Here is a 21,548-nt window from a genome sequence, read left to right as displayed (position 1 = left end):
ATATCCCCCCAGAACGCCATCAACTCGTCCCGGATTCAGGGGTTGTTTTAGGGGTGTGACCTAACCGGCTCCGCGCCCCGCCGGCGGGGCGCCGGACGTGGGGGGGGCGCGGCCTCAGCTCAGTCCCGCGCTCCGCGCCCGCTCCACGGCGGGCCCGATGGCCTGCGCGACCGCGTCGACATCGGCCTTCGTGGACGTGTGGCCCAGGGAGAAGCGGAGGGTGCCGCGGGCCAGGTCCGGGTCAGTGCCGGTGGCGAGCAGGACGTGGCTCGGCTGGGCCACGCCCGCCGTGCACGCCGAGCCGGTCGAGCACTCGATGCCCTGGGCGTCGAGGAGCAGCAGCAGCGAGTCGCCCTCGCATCCCGCGAAGGTGAAGTGCGCGTTGGCGGGCAGCCGGTCGACCGGGTCGCCGCCCAGGATCGCCTCGGGGACCGCGGCGTGCACGGCGGCCACCAGCTCGTCCCGCAGGCCGCCGATCTCGCGGGCGAACCACTCGCGCTGCGCGGCGGCGTGCTGTCCCGCGACGGCGAACGCCGCGATGGCGGGCACGTCGAGCGTCCCGGAGCGCACATGACGCTCCTGCCCGCCGCCGTGCAGCACGGGCACGGGGCTGTACTCACGGCCGAGGAGCAGCGCCCCGATGCCGTACGGGCCGCCGATCTTGTGCCCGGAGACGGTCATGGCGGCGAGCCCGGACGCGTCGAAGTCGACGGGCAGCTGGCCGAAGGCCTGGACGGCGTCGGCGTGCAGCGGGATGTCGAACTCCGCGGCGACGTCGGCCAGTTCGCGGATCGGCTGGACGGTGCCGATCTCGTTGTTCGCCCACATGACGGTGGCGAGCGCGACATCGTCGGGGGCGCGCTCGATGGCCTCGCGCAGCGCCTCGGGGTGCACACGTCCGTAGCGGTCGACGGGGAGGTACTCGACGGTGGCGCCCTCGTGTTCGCCGAGCCAGTGCACGGCGTCGAGCACCGCGTGGTGCTCGACGGGGCTCGCGAGCACACGGGTGCGCGCCGGGTCGGCGTCGCGCCGCGCCCAAAAGAGGCCCTTCACCGCGAGATTGTCGGCCTCGGTGCCGCCCGCGGTGAAGACGGTCTCGCTGGGGCGCGCGCCGAGCGAATCGGCGAGCGCTTCTCGCGCCTCCTCGACGGTACGTCGGGCCCGGCGCCCCGCGGCGTGCAGTGAGGAGGCGTTGCCGGTGACGGCGAGCTGGGCGGTCATCGCCGCGATCGCCTCCGGAAGCATCGGAGTGGTCGCTGCGTGGTCGAGGTAGGCCATGGTGGGCACGATTCTACGAGCCATGCGACCGCCCGCGTCCAAGCGGTGTCAGCCCGCGAGACCCCACGACACGGTGTTGTCCATGGACATGAGGACGGCGAGGACGACGAGATCGGCCACGCCGAGCCCGAGGCCGAGCAGCGCGCGCCCCTTTCGGCCGGTGCCGCGCAGCAGCGCGAGGCTCGCGAGGACGATGGCGACGGGGCCGAGGAAGAGGTTGAGGACCAGCAGCCCGAGCAGGCCGAGGACGAACGACGCGACGGCCATTCCGTCGGCCTCGCGCCGGGCGGCGGGGCCGGCAGAGACAGAGGAGGCAGAGGAGGAGGTGGAGGAGGGGGGTGCGGTACCGGTGATTTCCATGGCGCGACTCCTTACAGGTGTCGTACGGATCAGTGGTGGCCCGGCCGCGACCGGTGCTGTGCCCGGCGCTCGCGGATCGCGAACACCAGGAGCCAGGCGCCGATGACGGTCGCGGCGACGAGGGTGACGGGGAGCGGCGCGTGCGCCACGGAACCCAGCGCGACGCCGAGCAGCAGGAGGGCGGCGACGAGGAAGAGCATGGGATGCCTCTCGGGTGAGGGCGTACTCGGGCAGGGCTGCGGAGAACATTCGGTGAACGCTTGTGGTTACAACTGTTCACTGACTGAGGAGTCTACTACTCCACCGGCTTCCCAATCTCGGAGAACAGTTGTTAACTGCATGGCATGAGTCACACCCCCGGCATCCGGCAGGCCCAGAAGCAGAAGACCCGGCAGGCCCTCCTCGACGCGGCCCTCCGGCTGCTGGAGGAGCAGAGCCTCAGCAGCCTGGGCCTGCGCGAGGTCACCCGCGCCGTGGGCGTGGCGCCCACCGCCTTCTACCGGCACTTCCGCGACATGGCCGAGCTGGGCGTGGCCCTCGTCGAGGAGGCGCTCGGCAGCCTGCACGCCACCCTGCGCACGCTGCTCGCGGCGACCGGCAGCGACAAGACCGGCGAGGAACGCATCGCGGCGTCGGTGGAGTTGATCGTCGCCTATGTACGGACGCACCCCGCGCACGTCCGCTTCATCGCCCGCGAGCGGCACGGTGGGGTGCAGACAGTGCGGGCCGCGATCAGCGGCCAACTGGAGCTGTTCGCACGGGAGGTGCGGGACCAGTTCGCGCGGGAGCCCGAGTCGAAGGGCTGGGACCCGGACGATCTGCTGATGCTCGCGGGCCTGTACGTCAACCACATGGTGATGACCGCGTCGGCCCTCCTGGAGGCGCCGCCCGAGGCGGCGGAGCAGGTGGCGGACGCGGCACGCAGACAACTGCGCCTGGTCACGCTCGGCCGCCACCACTGGCTCGACGAACAGCACTAGCCTTGCGGCCATGACGAGCGACCGCGAGGCGAACGACCACGAAGCGAACGACCACGACGCGAACGACCACGACGCGAGCAACCACGACGCGAACGGCCGTGACCGGACGCTCGACCGCGACTGGACGCTCGACCGCACCTTCGCGGGACCGACCGGAACGGTCCGCTGGACCGCCGTCGGCCCCGAGGACGCCCCACCGGTCGTCCTCGTCCACGGCACCCCCTTCTCGTCCTACGTCTGGCGCGGTGTCGCCCGCGCGCTCTCCCACGAGCACCGCGTGTACGCCTGGGACCTGCCCGGCTACGGCTCCTCGGAGATGCACGAAGGACAGGACGTGTCGCTCGCCGCGCAGGGCCGCGTCCTGACCGAGCTGCTCGCGCACTGGGGCCTGGACCAACCGGCCGTCGTGGCCCATGACTTCGGCGGCTGCGTCGCCCTGCGCGCACATCTGCTGCACGGTGCCCGCTACGAACGCCTCGCCGTCGTCGACCCGGTCGCGCTCGCCCCCTGGGGCTCCCCCGCCTACCGGCTGCTCGGCGCGCACGCCGATGTCTTCGCCCAGCTGCCGCCCGCGCTGCACGAGGCACTGGTCCGCGAGTACGTCGGTTCGGCGAGCCACCGCGGACTGCACCCGGCGGTGCTCGACCGGCTCGTCGAACCCTGGACCACGGAGGCGGGCAGGCCCGCGTTCTACCGGCAGATCGAGCAGAACGACCAGCGGTTCACCGACGAGATCCAGGGCCGGTACGGGGAGTTGGCGCTGCCCGTCCTCATCTGCTGGGGCACGGACGACACCTGGATCCCGGTGGAGCGCGGCCATGACCTCGCCAAGCTGATCCCCGGTGCCGAGCTGCGGCTGATCGAGGGCGCCGGACATCTCGTACAGGAGGACGCGCCCGCCCAGCTCACCGCCGAGCTCAGCCGTTTCCTGCGTACATCGCGCTGACCGAGGCGGCGGCGCCCGCGAGTTCGGCGCGCACCTCGGGCGGCGAGAGCACCTCCACCTCGGCGCCGAACGGCAGCAGCGTACGGGCGTCACCGACGACACCGAACCCGAGGCGCACGGTGATCCACTCGCTCTCCCCGTCGTCCTCGGGAGGCGCGCTGAGGAACTGGGCCTTGAGCCGCAGGAATTGCGGGAAGCGGGAGCGCAGCACCCGCGCCGTCACGTCGACGGCGACCGGCCTGTCCTCGACCTGACGCTTCAACACGCCCCAGATGTCGGTGAGTTCGACGCCCGGCCTGCGCCGCACGGCCGTGTCCAGGAGGGTGGCCCGCTGGACGCGGTCGGCGCGGAAGAGCCGCGGGGCGCCGCGCCGGTCGGCGACCAGGTACCAGACGCCCGCCTTCGACACGAGCCCGTAGGGATCCACCGTGTACGTGCTCGGCGCCGCGTCGCCGCTGTGCCGGTAGCTCAGGCGCAGCCGCCGGTCCGAGAAGACGGCGTCCTGCAGTACGTCGAGATCGACCGGGACCGGTCCGGAGCCGGCGACCCCCGGCATCCACCGCGCCGAGTCGACGAGGATGCGGCGGCTGGTCAACTCGGCGGCAGGACGGTGTGGTTCGGGCAGCGCGGCCATCACCTTGCGCAGCGCGGAGCCGAGCGCGTCGTCGAGCCCGAGCGCGGCGTGCGCCCCTTGCGCCGCCAGGATGAACAGGGCCCGCGACTCGTCCTCGGTCAGCCCCGTGACATCCGTGCGGAAGCCGGGGAGCAGCTCGATGCCGCCGTGCCGGCCGCGCTCGGCGTACACGGGGACGCCGGAGGTGGAGAGCGCCTCGATGTCGCGGTAGATCGTGCGTACGGAGACTTCGAGGCGGTCGGCCAGTTCATGCGCGGGGATCCGGCCGCGGGTCTGGAGCAGCAGCAGGATCGAGAGGAGGCGGTCGGATTTCACGTCGTGATGGCCGGCTCAGATGTCACGTCGCCAAGGATGACAGAGTCGGTGCTCCCCAAATCCTGCTTATGATTCAAGCGTGTTCGATTCCCGGCATCTCAGGTCGTTCCACGAGGTGGTCCGCACCGGCTCGTACTCGGCGGCGGCCCGGTCGCTCGGCTACACCCAGCCGGCGATCACCCAGCAGATGAAGGCACTCGAACGGTCCGTCGGCACGGTCCTGTTCACACGGGTGGGCCGGCGCATGCTGCTGACCGAGGCGGGTGAGGCGCTGTCCCGGCACGCGGGGGTCATCCTCGGCAACATCAGCGCCGCCGAGCAGCAGATGAACGCCATCACGGGCCTGCGCTCCGGCCGCGTACGCGTCTGTGCCTTCCCCAGCGCGACCGCGACCCTCATCCCCGAGGCGCTGGCGCGGCTCGCGGCGAACCATCCCGGGATACGCGTCGAGCTCCAGGAGAACGAGCCGCCGGAGTCCCTGCAGCGGCTCGTAGACGGCGACTGCGACATCACGCTGGCCTTCCACTATCCCGGACTGCACGAGGACGTACCGGACGAGGTGGTGGAAATCCCGCTCATGGAGGACCAGTTGACGGTCCTCCTGCCGTCCCGGCACCCGCTGGCACGGCGCCGCTCGGTCAGACTCGTCGACCTCGCCGCCGAGCGCTGGATCGCGGGCTGTCTGCGCTGTCGCGCCAACTTCCTGCACGAGTGCGCCGAGCAGGGCTTCGCGCCGGACATCGCGTTCACCACGGACGACAATCTCGTCATCCAGAGCCTGGTCGCCGAGGGGCTGGGGATCGCGATGATGCCGGGCCTCGTCCTCAACTTCATGCGGCACCGGGCCGTGACGGGGCGGGCGCTGGATCCGGCGTCGCGGCGGCAGGTGGCGGCGTACGCGCTGCGGGAGCACTTGCGGATTCCGGCGACGGCGCTGGTGCTGGAGGAGTTGAAGTCGGTGGCGGCCAACAAGGAGGGCTGCTGAGTCCGCGCACCCACCCATTCATAAGCGGCAGTTGGGGTACGGCATAGAGACTGTCGTTGGACGTGATGGATGGGCGGCGGGACGCTGCCTGCATGAGTACCCCCACCACCGCGTACCGGGCCGCCCGCACGACCGAGCGCCTCGACGAACTCGTCGCGGGGATCCGCGAGGCCGTCGGCCGCGGGCTGCCGCCCGACCTCACGGCATATCTGGTCGGCGAGCGGCTCGCGCCGCATCTCACCGCGCCGGATCTGCTGACCGCCGCGCAGCGCGAGGGCGATCCCGAGCACTACCGGCAGCATCTGCTGCACGCCGAGCACGACGGCAGCTTCTCCGTGGTCGGACTTGTCTGGCTGCCGGGGCAGCGGACGGCCGTCCACGACCACGTCTCCTGGTGTGTGACCGGCGTACACGAAGGCGCGGAGCACGAGCGGCGCTACCGGCTCGTCCCGGCCGCGGACTCCGGCGGATCGGCGCGGCTCGTCGCCACGGAGGACCTGGTGAACGAGCGGGGCACGGTCTGCGGGTTCGCGCCGCCCGGCGACATCCACCGGGTCTGGAACGCCGGCCCGGACCTCGCGATATCCCTCCATGTGTACGGCGCCGACATCTCCCGCCTGGGCACCAGCGTGCGCCGGGTGTACGAGCTGCCGGCCGACCGTTGATGGCGCTGCTCGGTCAGCGTCAGCGCGGGGCGCTCGCCCCGCACCCGCTCCCTGGGCTCGCCCTGGCCGCCGCCGGTGTCACGACGGCATGGGCGACGCATGCCCTGCTGCCGGCCGTGCCGATGCTGACGGCCGCGGTGGTGTTGGGTCTGGCGGCGGCGCATCTGCCGGGTGTGCGCGGTGTCGTACGGGGCCGGGGCAAGGCGGGGCTCTCGCTCGCGGGGAAGCGGCTGATGCGGGTCGGCATCGTGCTGCTCGGCCTGAAGCTGAGCCTGGACGATGTGCTGGGCCTCGGCTGGGCGACGGTCGCGATGGTGCTCGGGGTGGTGACGGCGACGTTCTTCGGTACGTGGTGGCTGGGGCGCCGGATGGGACTGCCCGGGGACCAGCCGCTGCTGATCGCCACGGGGTACTCGATCTGCGGGGCGTCGGCGATCGGCGCGGTGAGCGAGGCGAGCGAGAGCGAGGAGCGGGACGCGGCGGTCTCGGTCGCTCTCGTGACGCTGTGCGGAACGCTGGCGATAGCCGTACTTCCGCTGCTCCAGGGGGTGTTGGGGCTCGGCGAAGCGGAGTTCGGGCGCTGGGTGGGGGCGAGCGTCCATGATGTGGGCCAGGTCGTGGCCACGGCGCAGACGGCCGGGCCTGGGGCACTGGAGGACGCCGTCCTGGTGAAGCTGATGCGGGTGGCGCTGCTGGCTCCGCTGGTGGCGGGGGTGGCGCTGGCGCTGCGGGCGCGGGGAACGGGCGAAGCCACCACCCGCAGGCGACCTCCGCTGATCCCTCTGTTCGTCGTGGGATTCCTGGCGATGGTGGCGCTACGCAGCACGGGCTGGGCCCCGACTCCACTCCTGGACGGGGCGTCCCACATCCAGGAACTCCTCCTGGCAGCGGCCCTGTTCGGCCTCGGCTCGGCGGTGGACCTGCCGTCGCTGACCCGGACGGGCGGGAGGGTGGCGGCGCTGGGGTTGTGCGCGTGGGTGGTGGTGGCGGGGGTTTCCTACGTGGGGGTGCTGTGGGTCGGCTAGGGGAAGGAGCCCCCGGAGGAGCCCCCGCCCCTCACCCTCAGCTCAAGCGGACCCGTGCCAGTTGGCGGGACTGGGCCACCAGGCGGTCCGCGGAGTCCCAGATTTCCGCGTCCTCCTCCAGGAAGCCGCCCGCCAGGTTGCGCGTCGTGATCGAGACGCGGAGGGGGCCCGGCGCCGGGCGGGCCCGGACGTGGACCGTCAGTTCCACCGTCGGCACCCACCCCGAGAGCCCCAGCTCGAACGCCGTCGGCGGCAGCGCGTCCACTGCCAGGAGCAGCGACAGCGGATCCGCGTCGCGGCCGTCCGCCAGGCCGAACCAGGCCCGCATCTCCCCCTTGCCGGACGGCTCGCCCAGGGCCCACCCCAAGGTCGCCGGGTCCAGCTTCAGGAAGAGCCGGTCGCCGATCGCCGAGCTGCCCGGCACCGGCCGGTGATCCGGCGCATCCTGCGGCCCGAAGCACTGCTCGAGCGGCGGAATCGCGGGCGGCTTCGCCGACGTACGGACGTCGTCCGGAAGCTGCGCCAGATCTCCGTAGGAGGCGAGCACCCGGATCCGCTCGACCTCCCGCCCCTCGTCGTCGTACTGGAAGAGGGAAGCCTGCCCGGTCGACAGGGTCCGCCCCGTCCGCACCGTGTCCGTGCGGATCACGGCCGGCCCGGGATGCGACGCCGTCAGATAGTGCGCGGAGATCGTGAACGGATCGGCGTGCGGCAACGCGTCGGCGAGCGCGCGGCCCAGCACGGCGAGGAGATAGCCGCCGTTGACGGCACTGATGATCGTCCACCCGGCGGAGAGCTCTATGTCGTAGACGCCGGGCTCCCGCCGGGTGACCGCGGTGTCACGGTCGAACTCGCTGTCACCTATCGATGCTGTTGCCTCTGCCATGTCAGCAACGTACAACATGAAATTACTGAGCGGTAGCTTTTTCTGTGCCCCGGACGGCCCGCCCGATGACCGCCCGCCGGCCCGCCGGCCCGCCTGCCCGCCGGCCCGCCGCAAGCTCCGCTACCCGGCGTCCTCCACCTCCACCGCCGTCGACCGCCGGTGCCACGCCCGCGGCGCACGCCAGTGGTAGCGCATCGCGAGGAGCCGCAGGACGAACGCCGTGACGACGGCGAGGCCACTGGTGAAGCCGTTGACCATGTCGTAGTTGATGCAGATCGCGACCATCGCGGAGCCGACGATGGCCGGCACCGCGTACAGGTCCCGGTCCCAGCGCACCAGCGACGGCACCTCGTTGGCGATGATGTCGCGCAGCACACCGCCGCCCACCGCCGTCGCCAGGCCCAGCGCCGCCGACGCGGTGAGGCCGAGGCCGTAGTCGTACGCCTTGGTCGTGCCGGTGACGCAGAACAGGCCGAGGCCCGCCGCGTCGAAGACGTTCACCGCGACCTGGGTGCGCTCCACCTCGGGGTGCAGGAAGAAGACCAGGGCCGCGGCGAACAAGGGCGTGATGAAGTAGCCGAGGTCGGTGAAGGCGGCGGGCGGCACCGCCCCGATGACCAGGTCACGGATGAGCCCGCCGCCCAGGGCGGTGACCTCGGCGAGCACGGCGATGCCGAAGACGTCGAAGTTCTTGCGTACGGCGAGCAGGGCGCCGGAGATCGCGAAGACGAAGATGCCGACGATGTCGAGCGCGTGCTGCACGGAGGGGCTGAACAGATCCTGGATCACGCGACATTCTTACCTGCCGGGCCGGAGATGCCGGACGGCAGGACACGGGCCCGTGTCCTGCCGTCCGGCATGTCGTGATGTGCCCCTGTTGCCGCCCTACTCCTTGGGCTCGGCCGCCTTCTTGACCTCGGGCTCCGGCACAGCGGCCTTCTCCGGCTCAGCAGCCTCCGCGGGCTCCGCCGCGTCCTCGGCCTCGGCAGGCTCAGCAGGCTCCGCCGGCGCCACATCCCCGCCGCCCACCGTCACCACGTCGATCGCCTCCTTGGCGACCTGCAGCAGCTTGGTGTCCTCCGGCGCCTGGTCGTCCGCGTTCTCCGGGTGGTGGCACGCCACCTGGTGGCCCGTCTCCAGGGTCAGCAGCGGCGGCTCCGTGTTCGCGCAGAGCTCCGTCGCCTTCCAGCACCGCGTGTGGAAGCGGCAGCCCTTGGGCGGGTCGATCGGCGAGGGGACGTCACCGCGGAGCAGGATGCGCTCGCTCTTGGCACCGCGCCGTTTGGGGTCCGGCACCGGCACCGCGGAGAGCAGCGCCTTGGTGTACGGGTGCATCGGCTTGGTGTAGAGGTCGTTGCGGTCCGCCAGCTCCACGATCTTGCCGAGGTACATCACCGCGATCCGGTCCGAGACGTGCCGGATGACCGAGAGGTCGTGCGCGATGATCACGTACGTGAGACCGAGCTCGTCCTGGAGGTCGTCCAGGAGGTTGACCACCTGCGCCTGGATGGAGACGTCCAGGGCGGAGACGGGCTCGTCGGCCACGACCAGCTTCGGCTGCAGGGCGAGCGCACGCGCGATGCCGATGCGCTGGCGCTGGCCGCCGGAGAACTCGTGCGGGTAGCGGTTGTAGTGCTCGGGGCTGAGCCCCACCCGCTCCAGCATCTCCTGCACGGTCTTCTTCAGGCCGCCCTCGGGCTTGACGCCCTGCAGCTTGAACGGCGCACCGACGATCGTGCCGATGGTGTGCCGCGGGTTCAGCGACGAGTACGGGTCCTGGAAGATCATCTGGACGTCGCGGCGCAGCGGCCGCATCTTGCCCGTGCCCAGGTGGGTGATGTCCGTACCCTCGAACTCCACGCGCCCCGCGGTCGGTTCGAGCAGCCGGGTGATCAGCCGGCCCATCGTCGACTTGCCGCAGCCCGACTCGCCCACGACGCCGAGCGTCTCTCCGGGGCGTACGTCGAAGCTGAGGCCGTCGACGGCCTGCACCGCCGCCACCTGGCGCTGCAGCAGCCCCTTCTTGATCGGGAAGTGCTTCACCAGGCCGTCGACCTTGAGCAGCGGCTCGGGTGAGCTCGTCGCCTGCGCCGGGATCGTCATCTCCTGGCCCTTCACGTCATCGTTCACAGCTTCGGCGCAATCTCTTCGGTCCAGATGCGGCTGCGCTCCTCCTGCGACATGTGGCAGGCGGTGAAGTGCCCCGCGGAGACCTCGCGCAGTTCGGGGCGCTCGCGGCGGGTGATCTGGTCCTTGGGGACGTCGGCGTACGGGCAGCGCGGGTTGAAGGCGCAGCCGTCCGGCAGGTTGATCAGGCTGGGCGGGGAGCCCTTGACCGGCACGAGGCGGTCGGTCTGCTCGCGGTCGATGCGCGGCATCGATCCCAGCAGACCCCAGGTGTAGGGGTGCTGGGGCTCGTAGAAGACCTCCTGGGCGGTGCCGCGCTCGACGCAGCGGCCGCCGTACATCACGAGCAGTTCGTCCGCCATCTCGGCGACCACGCCCAGGTCGTGCGTGATCATGATGACCGCGGAGCCGAACTCCTTCTGCAGATCGCGGATGAGGTCGAGGATCTGCGCCTGGACGGTGACGTCGAGGGCGGTCGTCGGCTCGTCCGCGATGAGCAGCTCGGGGTTGTTCACCAGGGCCATCGCGATCATCGCGCGCTGGCGCATGCCGCCGGAGAACTCGTGCGGGTAGGAGTCGACGCGCTTGTCCGGCTGGGGGATGCCCACCCGGTCGAGCATCTCGATCGCCCGCTTGCGGGCGGTCTTCTTGTCGACGTCGTGGTGGACCCGGTACGCCTCGGTGATCTGCTTGCCGATGGAGTAGTACGGGTGCAGCGCGGAGAGCGGGTCCTGGAAGATCATCGCCATGTCGCGGCCGCGCAGCTTGCGCACCTGGTCGGCGGGCGCGGAGAGCAGCTCGGTGCCGTTGAGCCAGATCTCGCCGGACAGCTGCGCCTTGCGGCGGCCGTACTGGCCCGCGGTGTGCAGGCCGAGGATGCCGAGCGAGGTGACCGACTTGCCGGATCCCGACTCGCCGACGATACCGAGGGTCTTGCCCTTCTCCAGCTGGAAGCTGAGCCCGTCGACGGACTTGACCAGGCCGTCGTCGGTCGGGAAGTGCACCTTGAGGTCGCGTACCTCGAGGAAGGCGGTGGGGGCGACCGAGTCGGGGACGGGTTCTCCGACCGCCGCTCCGGTCTTGTGCAGTTCGGTCATCCCAGCCTCACTCGCGGGTCGATGACGGCGTACAGAAGGTCCACGACGAGGTTGGCGAGGGCGATCGCGAGCGATGCGCACAAGGTGACGCCGAGGATCACCGGCAGGTCCTTGTTGCTGATCGCCTTGACCGCCTCCAGGCCGAGACCCGGCAGGTTGAACGTGGACTCGGTGAGGACGGCGCCGCCCATCAGCACACCGAGGTCGAGGCCGAAGACGGTGAGGATCGGCGTCATGGCGGAGCGCAGCGCGTGCCGCCTGATGACGACGGCCTCGCCGAGGCCCTTGGCGCGCGCGGTGCGGATGTAGTCCTCGCCGAGCACTTCCAGCATGGTGGCGCGGGTAAGGCGCGCGTACATGGCGGCGTTGAGGAACGCGAGCACGATCCAGGGAAGGATCAGCGTCTCGATCCAGATGTTGATCGGGTCTTCCGTGGTGAGGGTGTCCTCGATCTTCACCCAGCCGAGCGAGTGGACGAAGACGCCCATCGCGATCATGCCGGTGAAGAAGACCGGCAGCGAGACGCCGCCGAGGGCGGTGATCATCGCGGAACGGTCCCAGACCGTGCCCCGCTTGAGCGCGGAGAGCACACCGGTGGCGACACCGGCGATCAGCCACAGCACACAGGCACCGGCGGCGAGCGCGGCGGTGACGGGCAGGGCGTCCTTGAGGGTCTCCCAGACGGGCGCCTCGGTACGGAAGGAGTATCCGAAGCAGGGCGCGGGACAGTGGGTGACGTCGTTCCCGTTGGCGTAGTCACGCCCCATCGGGATGCCCTTGATGAAGTCCCAGAACTGGACCAGGAGCGGGTCGTCGAGGCCCAGCTTGATCCGGATGCCCGCGAGCTGCTCGGCACCGGACGACTTGCCGGCGAAGAGGACGGCGATGTCCTGTCCCGCCCACTTGGGCAGCATGAAGAAGACGGTGAAGGTCGCGAGCAGTACGACCAGCACCATGATGATTACGGCGATCAGGCGCCGGATGAGATAAGCAAGCACTGTGCGCGGCCCGGCGGTGACCGGGACCCCCTTGTGAGGGGTCCCGGTCACCGCCCGGGGCCATCACCTGCCCTTCGGACTGGCGGGATTCGGCGGTGGGACGGCCTTGCGGCAGGGACTACTTCTCGTTCACACCGAGCGAGACGTAGTCGTAGCGGCCGCTGTAGGCGGCGGAGGAGTAGACGTTGGTCGCCCGCGAACCGCGCCAGGAGATGTTCTTCTCGTAGATGAAGGGCATCCAGTAGGCCTTGTCGACGATCTCGTGAGCGAGGTCGGTGTAGATCTCACCGGCCTTGTTCGGGTCGACCTCGGCGATCGCGTCGTCGAAGTACTTGTCGATCTTCGGCTCTTCGATCTGCGACTCGTTGTAGTTGCCGTTCTCCGCGATGAAGCGGCTGTCGAACAGCGGCTGCGCGTAGCCCTGGCCGGTCGGGAAGTCCGGACCCCAGCCCGCCATCGTCATGCCGATGCCGCGCTTCTTCACGACCGAGGGGGAGCCGGTGATGCTGGAGGAGTCGGCGCCGTCGATCTGGTCGACCTCGGCGGTGATGCCGACCTTCTTCAGCGACTCCTGGAGCGCCGTGGCGGCGTCCACCTCACCCGGCTGGTTGTTACGGGCCGAGATCTTGGTCGAGAAGCCGCTGGGCTTGCCGCACTTCTTGAGCTCGTCCTTGGCCTTGGCGACGTCGGGCTTGCCCTTGCGCTTCAGGATCCCGTACGGGTCGTAGTCGTCGTTGCCCTTGATGGACTTCGGGAAGACGCTGGTGGCGATCTCACCGGCGGCGACCGGGCCGCCACGCGTCTTCTGCAGGCTCGCGAAGTCCGTGGCGTAGAAGACGGCCTTGCGGCAGTTCTCGTTGTCGAACGGCTTCGTCTTGGTCACAAGGGCGACGTAACGGACGAAGTCCGTCTGCATGTTGTCGACGTTGTCCTTGTGATCCTGAATGGCGGTGGTACGACCCGACTGGGTCATGCCGGTGCCATTCATGTCGATGTCGTAGTCGCCTTCCATGAGGCGCTTGTCGTTCTCTTCGAGGTTCGCCGAGATGGTGACCGTGATCTTGTCCGGCAGCGCGGGACGGACCGGGTCCGAGGACTTCTTCCAGTTCGTGTTGCGGACCAGCGTGATGCTCTTGCCGGCGCTGTAGTTCTGGAACTTGTACGGACCGGAGGAGAACGGGCGCTGGGTGTACTTGGCGCCGGTGTCCTCGGACTGCTTCACCGGGGTGCCCGACGGCATCGCGAGCATCTGCTCGAAGTCACCGTTCTTCTTGGGCAGCTTGAAGATGATGGTCTGGTCGTCGGGCGTCTCGATCGCCTTCAGGCCCAGCTTGTCCTTCGACTTGTCCTCGTAGGGACCCTTGTACTCGCCCTTGGGGTCGAGCGTCGTCTTCAGGTACGCGGGACCACCGGTGATGACCTTGGTCGCCCAGATGCGCTCGATGCCGTACTTGATGTCCTTGGAGGTCAGCTTGGAGCCGTCTTCCCAGGTCAGGCCATCACGCAGCTTATACGTGTAGGTCTTGCCGTCGTCGCTGATCTTCGCCGTGGACTCGGCGAGGTCGGGGACGAGCTTGTTGGACGCGGCGCCCGGCTTGGTGTCGTACGTGATCAGTGTGCGGGTGTAGTACCGCATGAAGTCCCACGTCATGCCGTAGTACGCGCGCTGCGGGTCCGCCGAGTCGAGGTCCTGCTTGGCGACGAACTTGAGCGTGCCGCCCTTCTTCGTCGACTTGTTGGCGACCTTGCCGATGGCCGCGTCGTAGCCGGCGCCCTTGCTGTCTTCGTCGTCGCTGCCGCCGCCGCACGCCGTGGTGGTCACCAGCGCCGCTACGACGAGGGCCGCACCGGCGGTGAGTCGTCGTTTAGAGGAACCTGTGGGCATTTCTCGCATCCTCCGAGATTCGCGGTCCTTGGCGTCTGACTGCCTGAAGAACCATGGGAAGAGCCACCTGACGCTGCGGCAGGGGCAAGCCAGTTGGAGCTTTTTACCGAGTTCCCTTGGGGTCGAGGGCGTCGCGCAGCCCGTCGCCGAAGAGGTTGAAGGCAAGCACGGTCACAAAGATCGCCAGGCCCGGGAAGACCATGAACATCGGGTCGTGCTCGTAGGTCGCCAGGGCGTCGCGGAGCATGCCGCCCCAGGATGCCGTCGGCGGCCTGACACCTGCGCCGAGGAAGCTGAGCGCCGCTTCGGTGAGGATGTTGGTGGGGATCATGAGCGTGGCGTACACGGTGATCGGAGCGACCAGGTTCGGCAGCAACTCACGGAAGAGGATGTGCCGTTGACCGCCGCCGAGGCTGCGGGCCGCCTCCACGTACTCGCGTTCGCGCAAGCTGAGGGTCTGGCCGCGGACGATGCGCCCGACATAGGGCCAGCCGAAGAAGCCGATCACCAGGATCAGTACGGCGATGCGTACGCCGCTGCCGGTGAGCCCGAGCAGGTCGTCCGGGAGCACCGAGACGAGGGAGATCACGAAGAGCAGCTGCGGGAAGGAGAGCAGCACGTCCATGACCCGGCTGATCAGCGCGTCGACCCAGCCGCCGAAGTATCCGGCGATGATGCCGAAGAAGGTGCCGAGCACCGTGGCGACCACGGCGGCGAGGAACGCCACGAGGAGGGAGATCCGCGCGCCGTAGACGATCCGGCTGAAGACGTCGCGGCCCTTGTTGGGCTCGACCCCGAAGAGGAAGTCCCAACTCATGCCGCCGAACGCGCCCTTGGGCAGGTTCGTGAGGTCTTCCAGCTCGTCCTGGTGGAACTCGTTGGGCGGGTGGCCCAGCAGGGAGACGATCAGGGGCGCGAAGACGGCGACCAGGACCAGGACGAGCACGGTGATGCCGCCGGCCAGGGCGACCCTGTCCCGCTTCAGGCGGTTCCACGCGATCTGCTTGAGGGACCGCCCCTCGACCTTCTTCACCCCTGCACCAGCTGCGGGGGCGACGTCCTCGGTCGGGTCCGCGTCCGCAGGTGTGTCATGCAATGGTGCCGTCATTGTGGCAGGGACCCCTCTCAACCGGTGGTGACCGGCCCGCACTTGCCGCTGTAGCGACGTGATCAGTCCGTCGTACACAGGGGCGAACCGCCCCTGGTGCGGGAGTCTTCATCGGGGTCGCGATCTGTTACCAGCCTTGTCGGGGAAAGGATGCGCAACCGTGATGCTGATCGGAGTGTTCCGTTATCCGGACTCGGGTGAACGAGGGGCGAACACGGGGCAGTTGTGTCGCAAGGTGCCACGGCAGCCCATAGGGCCCCACCTGCACCACAACGGACATCATGCCCGTCGGGCCAGGTGCGGCGCGTCTCAGTACTGCGCGGGGTACCCGTATCCGCCCGCGGGCGCCGGGGCCGCCTGGGCCTCGCGGTCGTAGAACGGCCGGGCGTTGGCGCGCAGCCACATCGCCACCGGGTCGTACGCGTCGGACATCGCGACCGTCGAGACGGGCAGCCCGTCGGGGACGGCGGCGATCGACTGCTGCATCATCGCGCGCACGGCGTCGACGGACGGCGGCGACGTGTCGTACACATCGAGGCCGATGGCCAGATACGGGGCGCCGAGCGCGGGCTGCACCCAGGCGCGGCGCAGCGCGCGGACCGCGGGGGTGCGGTGCGCGTTCTGCGTGAGCAGGGCGTAGAACTGGGGGATCTCGATGGCCGGTTCGGAGAGCCGGAGCGGGCCCGCGGGCAGCAGGTCCAGGCCCGACGCGATGCGGCGCAGGTCGAGCCAGGGGATGCCGACGCCGCCGCCGGGCGCGTGCGGGTTCAGCCAGAGGCCGTAGTGGTCGGGGTAGAGGGTGCGGGCGACGTCGACTCCGCCGACCACTTCGTACGAGCGGTTCCAGCCACTGGCGGACAGCTCCTGGGCGGAGGTCACACAGGGCGCGTAGCCGAGGCCCTCGACCTCCATGTTCCCGTACTGGGCGTCGGGGGATCCGGCCTGGCCGTGCCAGAGCAGCATCCACACCTGGTCGGCGGCGAGCGCCCGCAGGAGCGCCTCGTAGGCGTCGTAACGCCCCGGCGTCACCTGGCGCAGCATGTGCTCGACCTGCCCGGCCGCAGCCGTGCCCGACGCACTCACCCTTAACCGCCCCTTCGCGATGACCCGACGACCGATGACCCGGTGGGCCCGGAACCTGAACCCGCTGAACCCGCTGGACCCGACAGACACAGTGCACCCGGGCCGACCGGCAGGGCCGCGCCCCGCCCGGGTCATGAAACCAGCTTAAGCGGCGATCCTCACACCGACTTGACGTACGGCCCTCTCGCCCATGTCGGTGCGCATGTCGCTACCCGTGCGCGTGCTCGGGCCCGTGGCTCTGTCCGAAGAAGGGGCGCACCCGCGCGCGCATCCAGTCGCCCACCGGGTCCTGGGCCACGTCGAGCAGCACCAGGTTCACCGGCCAGGCCACCGGGGCCTGGCCGAGCGCCCGGCCCACGGCCTCCATCGGCAGGTCGCGCGCGTCGCCCTCCCAGGAGGACAGTTCGACGCCGACGAACAGGGACGGCTCCTCGCCCTCGACGCTGGCCAGGCAGCGGCGCGCGCTCAGCACGACCCCGGTGGCCTCGAACTCACGGGCGGCGGCGGACAGGAAGTCCACCGGGTCCTCCTGCCAGTCCGGCTCGAAGAGCCGGACCCGGCCGCCGGTGGTGGGGCCGTCCAGCTCGGTGCGCCCTGCCCGGCAGAGCTCGGCGACGGCCGGCGGCGGCAGCGGCACACCCACCGTGCCGTCCGGGTTGACCGCGATGCCGAGCTGCGGCGGAAGGCCGCGGGCGAACTCCACGGCGGGGGCCACGGTGCAGCTCATCCGGCCGCCGGTGACCTGCTGGAACTGCTGCTCGGAGCTGAAGACGGGGACGTACGCCTGGCCGGCGATCTCCAGCGTGGGCAGGTCGAGCGTGCCGCTGGTCCGGTCGCCGCCGCCCGGCAGCGGCACCCAGACGTGGCTGCGGCCGAGCACCTCGACGATCCGGGCACCCGCCGAGGCCGGGGCGGTGCCGCCCGCGCCGAGGGACGCCGCGAGCACCTCTTCTAGTTCGTTGCCCGGCCAGCCCGCGTGGGGATGGGCGTGCGCCTGCGCCGGAATGTCCATCTGTCTTACCCCTGCTCGTCCCGCTCACTCTGCGGCTCGACCTTAACGCGGCGCACTGAACGCGACACGCGGCTCAGTCCCCGAAGCCGATCCCCCGCAGCACCCCGGCCGCTGTCCGGTCCAGCAGCAGCGCCGAGCCGACGCCGTGCGGCAGATCACCCTTCTCGGCGGCGCCGACCAGCCGGGCGACCGTCCTGCGGTGGCGCGCGAAGGCGTACCGGGACACGCCCCGGCCGCGCGCGAGCTGGCCCTCTATGGCCGTCTGCGGCGGCACGTCGAGCAGCAGCAGATGCAGGGTCGTGCCCCGCCGGGCCGCTTCCCTGGCCAGCCAGCGGCGCACCCAGGCCTGCGTCCCGCAGTCGTGCACGACGACTCCCTCGCCGGAGCGCAGGGCGCGGCGCAGTCCGGCGTAGTGCGCGAGGCGGACCAGCGGGCGGTACACCGCGTACGGCAGGCGGCGGGGCATCCGGCGGGCCCAGTGGTCGCGGGTGTCCTGGGAGTCGATCCGCGGGCCCGCGACGGCTCTCCGCATCAAGGTGGACTTTCCGCTTCCGGGCAGCCCGGAGACGACGATCAGGTCGCCCGCGCCGAAGGTGAGGCGGTGCGGGCTGTGCCCCATCCGCTGCCTCAGGTCCCTGACCACGGCCGTGGGCACGGGGCCGCAGCTCTCCCTGGTGGGGGCGGCCGCCTGTTTGGGCAGGGCCACCCCCGTGCTGGTCGCGTAGACACTGGTCCTGCGCACCATGATCGGCCTCCCCATAGCGGTCCCTACCTGCTTCCCGCAGCTTCCCCGGCAAGTGTAAAGAGAAGGTAATGCGGCACAAGGGCATTACTGGACCGGCACGTTCCTGTGACGCGATCCGGAGCGATCCGGCACTGCCCTGTTACGGGGGCGCGTGCAATGATGTGCGCGCCAACTCCATACAGGCCGTTTGAATCCGCGCGGGAGAGTCCCCGGTCACCGTCGTACGACTGCTGCGTACGGCACGTCGGGGCGCCGAAGGAGCAAGTCCCTCCCTTGAATCTCTCAGGCCCCGTACCGCGCGGGCGAGGCACATCTGAAAAGCGGGCCGCCCCGGCGGCTCCACCCAAGGTGCAAGTCATGACCCCCCATACGTACGGGTCGTGGTGAACCTCTCAGGTTCCGATGACAGATGGGGAGGATCTACCTCGCCCGTCATGCCCTGGGAGTTCTACCTATGAGTACCGCCCCCCGTCTGACCGCTCTCGATGCCGTGCATCGGGCTCTCGGCGCGACCATGACCGACTTCGCGGGCTGGGACATGCCGCTGCGGTACGGCAGCGAGCGCGAAGAGCACGTCGCCGTACGCACCAAGGCCGGCCTCTTCGATCTCTCGCACATGGGCGAGATCACGGTCACCGGACCCGAGGCCGTGGACTTCCTGAACTTCTCGCTCGTCGGCAACATCGGCTCGGTCGGCGTCGGCCGGGCCCGCTACACCATGATCGTCGACGCGGACGGCGGCATCCTGGACGACCTGATCGTCTACCGCCTCGGCGAGACCGAGTACATGGTCGTCGCCAACGCCTCCAACGCCCAGAACGTCCTGAACGAGCTGAGCAACCGCGTCGAGGAGTTCGACGCCGAGGTCCGTGACGACCGCGACGCCTACGCGCTGCTCGCCGTCCAGGGCCCCGAGTCCCCCGGCATCCTGAAGTCCCTCACGGACGCCGACCTCGACGGACTGAAGTACTACGCGGGCCTGCCCGGCACGGTCGCGGGCGTGCCCGCGCTGATCGCCCGCACCGGCTACACCGGCGAGGACGGCTTCGAGCTGTTCGTCTCCCCCGCCGACGCCGAGAAGCTGTGGGGCGCGCTCATGGAGGCCGGTACCCCGGTCGGCATGGTGCCCGCGGGCCTCTCCTGCCGTGACACGCTGCGCCTGGAGGCGGGCATGCCGCTGTACGGGCACGAGCTGACCGCCGAGCTGACGCCGTTCGACGCGGGGCTCGGCCGGGTCGTGAAGTTCGAGAAGACCTCGATGTCGGAGAACTTCGTGGGGCGCGAGGCGCTCGCGGCCGCCGCCGAGCGCGCCGAGACCGCTCCCCCGCGCAAGCTGGTCGGCCTGATCGCCTCGGGCCGCCGCGTCCCGCGCGCGGGCTTCTCCGTGGTCGCCGACGGCAAGGTCATCGGCGAGGTCACTTCGGGCGCCCCGTCCCCGACCCTCGGCAAGCCGATCGCCATCGCGTACGTCGACGCCGCGCACGCGGCCCCCGGCACCGAGGGTGTCGGCGTGGACATCCGCGGTACCCACGAGCCGTACGAGGTCGTGGCGCTGCCGTTCTACAAGCGCCAGAAGTGACGCTTCCGCGCCCGTGGTAGTCCGGAAGTGACCCCACGCACATCTTTCTCGTTCCGCAGCACCCATCCGCGTACAGGAGAATTCAGGTCATGAGCAACCCCCAGCAGCTTCGTTACAGCAAGGAGCACGAGTGGCTCTCGGCCACCGAGGACGGTGTGGCGACGGTCGGCATCACCGAGCACGCGGCCAACGCGCTCGGTGACGTCGTCTTCGCCCAGCTTCCGGCCGTCGGCGACGACGTCACCGCGGGCGAGACCTGCGGCGAGCTCGAGTCGACGAAGTCCGTCAGCGACCTGTACTCGCCGGTGACCGGTGAGGTCGTCGAGTCGAACCAGGACGTCGTGGACGACCCGTCGCTGGTCAACTCCGCGCCCTTCGAGGGCGGCTGGCTGTTCAAGGTGCGTGTCGCGGAGGAGCCGAAGGACCTGCTCTCCGCCGACGAGTACACCGAGTTTTCCGGCAGCTGAAGCCTCCTAAAGACCCCTAGGGACCACCTGATGTCGCTTCTGAACACCCCTCTCCACGAGCTGGACCCGGACGTCGCCGCCGCCGTCGACGCCGAGCTCCACCGCCAGCAGTCCACCCTGGAAATGATCGCCTCGGAGAACTTCGCTCCGGTCGCCGTCATGGAGGCCCAGGGCACGGTCCTCACCAACAAGTACGCCGAGGGCTACCCCGGCCGCCGCTACTACGGCGGCTGTGAGCACGTCGACGTCACCGAGCAGATCGCGATCGACCGGATCAAGGAGCTGTTCGGCGCCGAGTACGCCAACGTCCAGCCCCACTCCGGCGCCTCCGCCAACCAGGCCGCGCTCTTCGCGATCGCCCAGCCCGGCGACACGATCCTCGGCCTGGACCTGGCGCACGGCGGGCACCTCACCCACGGCATGCGCCTGAACTTCTCCGGCAAGCAGTTCAACGTGGTCGCGTACCACGTGGACGAGGCCGGTCTGGTCGACATGGCCGAGGTGGAGCGCCTGGCCAAGGAGAACCGCCCGAAGGTGATCATCGCGGGCTGGTCCGCCTACCCGCGCCAGCTGGACTTCGCCGAGTTCCGCCGGATCGCCGACGAGGTCGGCGCGTACCTGTGGGTCGACATGGCGCACTTCGCCGGTCTCGTCGCCGCGGGCCTGCACCCCAACCCGGTGCCGTTCGCGGACGTGGTCACCTCCACGACGCACAAGACCCTCGGCGGCCCGCGCGGCGGCGTCATCCTGGCCCGCAGCAAGGAATTCGCCAAGAAGCTGAACTCGGCCGTCTTCCCCGGCTTCCAGGGCGGCCCCCTGGAGCACGTGATCGCGGCCAAGGCCGTCTCCTTCAAGGTCGCGGCCTCCGAGGAGTTCAAGGAGCGCCAGCAGCGCACCCTGGACGGCGCCCGCATCCTGGCCGAGCGCCTGGTGCAGGACGACGCGAAGGCCGTCGGCGTGGACGTCCTGTCGGGCGGCACGGACGTACACCTGGTCCTGGTCGACCTGCGCAACAGCGAGCTGGACGGGCAGCAGGCCGAGGACCGCCTCCACGAGGTCGGCATCACGGTCAACCGCAACGCGATCCCGAACGACCCGCGCCCCCCGATGGTCACCTCGGGCCTGCGGATCGGCACGCCGGCGCTCGCCACCCGCGGCTTCCAGACGGAGGACTTCCGCGAGGTCGCCGACATCATCGCCGAGGCCCTGAAGCCGGGCTTCGACGCGCAGGCCCTCAAGGACCGCGTGACCGCTCTGGCCGACAAGCACCCGCTGTACCCCGGCCTGAAGTAGTTTCGCACCCGTTGCGTACGCTTTTGTTCGTACGTACGAAACGTCGGGGCACCGCGCACACTGGACAGTGAGGACAGTGT

22 protein-coding genes and 1 riboswitch are annotated in these 21,548 nt (G+C 70.2%); of the genes, 8 read left to right on the top strand and 14 right to left on the bottom strand.

Annotation, left to right across the window (positions count from 1 at the left end; translation table 11 throughout):
* Window positions 1-114 precede the first annotated feature (114 nt).
* From ACIBKX_RS28690 to ACIBKX_RS28680, 3 genes are all read right to left on the bottom strand, one after another.
* A complete protein-coding gene (locus tag ACIBKX_RS28690) occupies window positions 115-1,278 on the bottom strand; it encodes a cysteine desulfurase family protein (RefSeq protein ID WP_363277290.1) in 1,164 nt (387 codons plus the stop codon).
* Window positions 1,279-1,326: 48 nt separating this feature from the next.
* Window positions 1,327-1,545 carry a DUF4190 domain-containing protein gene (locus tag ACIBKX_RS28685; RefSeq protein WP_363277289.1) on the bottom strand — a complete coding sequence of 73 codons (219 nt, stop codon included), beginning with the start codon at window positions 1,543-1,545 and terminating at the stop codon, window positions 1,327-1,329.
* 122 nt (window positions 1,546-1,667) lie between these two features.
* On the bottom strand, window positions 1,668-1,838 hold the full coding sequence (locus ACIBKX_RS28680; protein WP_363277271.1) for a hypothetical protein: 171 nt from the start codon (window positions 1,836-1,838) through the stop codon (window positions 1,668-1,670).
* Window positions 1,839-1,982: 144 nt separating this feature from the next.
* Here ACIBKX_RS28680 and ACIBKX_RS28675 point away from each other — a divergent pair, with 144 nt between their 5' ends.
* Both ACIBKX_RS28675 and ACIBKX_RS28670 read left to right on the top strand, forming a co-directional pair.
* A complete protein-coding gene (locus tag ACIBKX_RS28675; protein ID WP_363277270.1) occupies window positions 1,983-2,618 on the top strand; it encodes a TetR family transcriptional regulator in 636 nt (211 codons plus the stop codon).
* Window positions 2,619-2,628: 10 nt separating this feature from the next.
* Window positions 2,629-3,564, top strand: a complete 936-nt coding sequence (locus ACIBKX_RS28670) for an alpha/beta hydrolase (protein WP_363277269.1) — start codon at window positions 2,629-2,631, stop codon at window positions 3,562-3,564.
* On the opposite strand, the gene ACIBKX_RS28665 is transcribed toward ACIBKX_RS28670, so the two are convergent.
* Complete coding sequence (locus ACIBKX_RS28665) at window positions 3,536-4,513, bottom strand: YafY family protein (protein ID WP_363277268.1); 978 nt, start codon at window positions 4,511-4,513, stop codon at window positions 3,536-3,538. The two genes, ACIBKX_RS28670 and ACIBKX_RS28665, sit on opposite strands and share 29 nt — an antisense overlap.
* Window positions 4,514-4,592: 79 nt before the next feature.
* On the opposite strand from ACIBKX_RS28665, the gene ACIBKX_RS28660 reads away from it, so the two are divergent.
* The 3 genes from ACIBKX_RS28660 to ACIBKX_RS28650 all read left to right on the top strand — a co-directional run bounded on the left by ACIBKX_RS28660 (window position 4,593) and on the right by ACIBKX_RS28650 (window position 7,188).
* A complete protein-coding gene (locus tag ACIBKX_RS28660) occupies window positions 4,593-5,498 on the top strand; it encodes a LysR substrate-binding domain-containing protein (protein ID WP_363277267.1) in 906 nt (301 codons plus the stop codon).
* Window positions 5,499-5,590: 92 nt separating this feature from the next.
* Window positions 5,591-6,163 carry a cysteine dioxygenase family protein gene (locus tag ACIBKX_RS28655; RefSeq protein WP_363277266.1) on the top strand — a complete coding sequence of 191 codons (573 nt, stop codon included), beginning with the start codon at window positions 5,591-5,593 and terminating at the stop codon, window positions 6,161-6,163.
* Window positions 6,163-7,188 carry a putative sulfate exporter family transporter gene (locus ACIBKX_RS28650; protein WP_363277264.1) on the top strand — a complete coding sequence of 342 codons (1,026 nt, stop codon included), beginning with the start codon at window positions 6,163-6,165 and terminating at the stop codon, window positions 7,186-7,188. The genes ACIBKX_RS28655 and ACIBKX_RS28650 overlap by 1 nt, the downstream gene beginning before the upstream one ends.
* Before the next feature lie 37 nt (window positions 7,189-7,225).
* On the opposite strand, the gene ACIBKX_RS28645 is transcribed toward ACIBKX_RS28650, so the two are convergent.
* The 10 genes from ACIBKX_RS28645 to ACIBKX_RS28600 form a co-directional block, all read right to left on the bottom strand.
* Entirely contained in the window at window positions 7,226-8,092 is an 867-nt protein-coding gene (locus tag ACIBKX_RS28645) for a thioesterase family protein (RefSeq protein ID WP_399376357.1), read from the bottom strand.
* Window positions 8,093-8,194: 102 nt separating this feature from the next.
* Entirely contained in the window at window positions 8,195-8,863 is a 669-nt protein-coding gene (locus ACIBKX_RS28640) for a trimeric intracellular cation channel family protein (protein WP_363277262.1), read from the bottom strand.
* A 96-nt stretch (window positions 8,864-8,959) separates the two neighbouring features.
* Window positions 8,960-10,177 carry a dipeptide ABC transporter ATP-binding protein gene (locus tag ACIBKX_RS28635; protein WP_363277288.1) on the bottom strand — a complete coding sequence of 406 codons (1,218 nt, stop codon included), beginning with the start codon at window positions 10,175-10,177 and terminating at the stop codon, window positions 8,960-8,962.
* A gap of 23 nt (window positions 10,178-10,200) precedes the next feature.
* Window positions 10,201-11,298: an ABC transporter ATP-binding protein gene (locus ACIBKX_RS28630; protein ID WP_363277261.1), complete on the bottom strand. Its 1,098-nt coding sequence runs from the start codon at window positions 11,296-11,298 to the stop codon at window positions 10,201-10,203.
* A complete protein-coding gene (locus tag ACIBKX_RS28625) occupies window positions 11,295-12,296 on the bottom strand; it encodes an ABC transporter permease (protein WP_363277287.1) in 1,002 nt (333 codons plus the stop codon). The genes ACIBKX_RS28630 and ACIBKX_RS28625 overlap by 4 nt, the downstream gene beginning before the upstream one ends.
* 118 nt (window positions 12,297-12,414) lie before the next feature.
* Window positions 12,415-14,181: an ABC transporter substrate-binding protein gene (locus ACIBKX_RS28620; RefSeq protein ID WP_363277260.1), complete on the bottom strand. Its 1,767-nt coding sequence runs from the start codon at window positions 14,179-14,181 to the stop codon at window positions 12,415-12,417.
* Window positions 14,182-14,284: 103 nt separating this feature from the next.
* Entirely contained in the window at window positions 14,285-15,289 is a 1,005-nt protein-coding gene (locus tag ACIBKX_RS28615; RefSeq protein WP_363277259.1) for an ABC transporter permease, read from the bottom strand.
* Window positions 15,290-15,598: 309 nt separating this feature from the next.
* Window positions 15,599-16,372, bottom strand: coding sequence for an enhanced serine sensitivity protein SseB C-terminal domain-containing protein (locus ACIBKX_RS28610; RefSeq protein ID WP_363277258.1), 774 nt, complete (start codon window positions 16,370-16,372; stop codon window positions 15,599-15,601).
* A 208-nt stretch (window positions 16,373-16,580) separates the two neighbouring features.
* A complete protein-coding gene (locus tag ACIBKX_RS28605; RefSeq protein ID WP_363277257.1) occupies window positions 16,581-17,384 on the bottom strand; it encodes an enhanced serine sensitivity protein SseB in 804 nt (267 codons plus the stop codon).
* A 73-nt stretch (window positions 17,385-17,457) separates the two neighbouring features.
* On the bottom strand, window positions 17,458-18,129 hold the full coding sequence (locus ACIBKX_RS28600) for an AAA family ATPase (RefSeq protein WP_363277256.1): 672 nt from the start codon (window positions 18,127-18,129) through the stop codon (window positions 17,458-17,460).
* A gap of 188 nt (window positions 18,130-18,317) precedes the next feature.
* A riboswitch (glycine riboswitch) is annotated at window positions 18,318-18,436 on the top strand.
* Window positions 18,437-18,583: 147 nt separating this feature from the next.
* On the opposite strand from ACIBKX_RS28600, the gene gcvT reads away from it, so the two are divergent.
* The 3 genes from gcvT (at window position 18,584) to glyA (ending at window position 21,468) form a co-directional block, all read left to right on the top strand.
* Window positions 18,584-19,708 carry a glycine cleavage system aminomethyltransferase GcvT gene (gene gcvT, locus ACIBKX_RS28595; RefSeq protein WP_363277255.1) on the top strand — a complete coding sequence of 375 codons (1,125 nt, stop codon included), beginning with the start codon at window positions 18,584-18,586 and terminating at the stop codon, window positions 19,706-19,708.
* 89 nt (window positions 19,709-19,797) lie between these two features.
* Window positions 19,798-20,175, top strand: coding sequence for a glycine cleavage system protein GcvH (gene gcvH, locus ACIBKX_RS28590; RefSeq protein ID WP_363277254.1), 378 nt, complete (start codon window positions 19,798-19,800; stop codon window positions 20,173-20,175).
* A gap of 30 nt (window positions 20,176-20,205) precedes the next feature.
* On the top strand, window positions 20,206-21,468 hold the full coding sequence (gene glyA / locus ACIBKX_RS28585; protein ID WP_363277253.1) for a serine hydroxymethyltransferase: 1,263 nt from the start codon (window positions 20,206-20,208) through the stop codon (window positions 21,466-21,468).
* Window positions 21,469-21,548 lie beyond the last annotated feature (80 nt).

The sequence above is a fragment of the Streptomyces sp. NPDC050658 genome, from assembly GCF_044457025.1.
Classification (GTDB): Bacteria; Actinomycetota; Actinomycetes; order Streptomycetales; family Streptomycetaceae; genus Streptomyces.
This window is presented reverse-complemented; position numbering and strand designations above follow the sequence as displayed.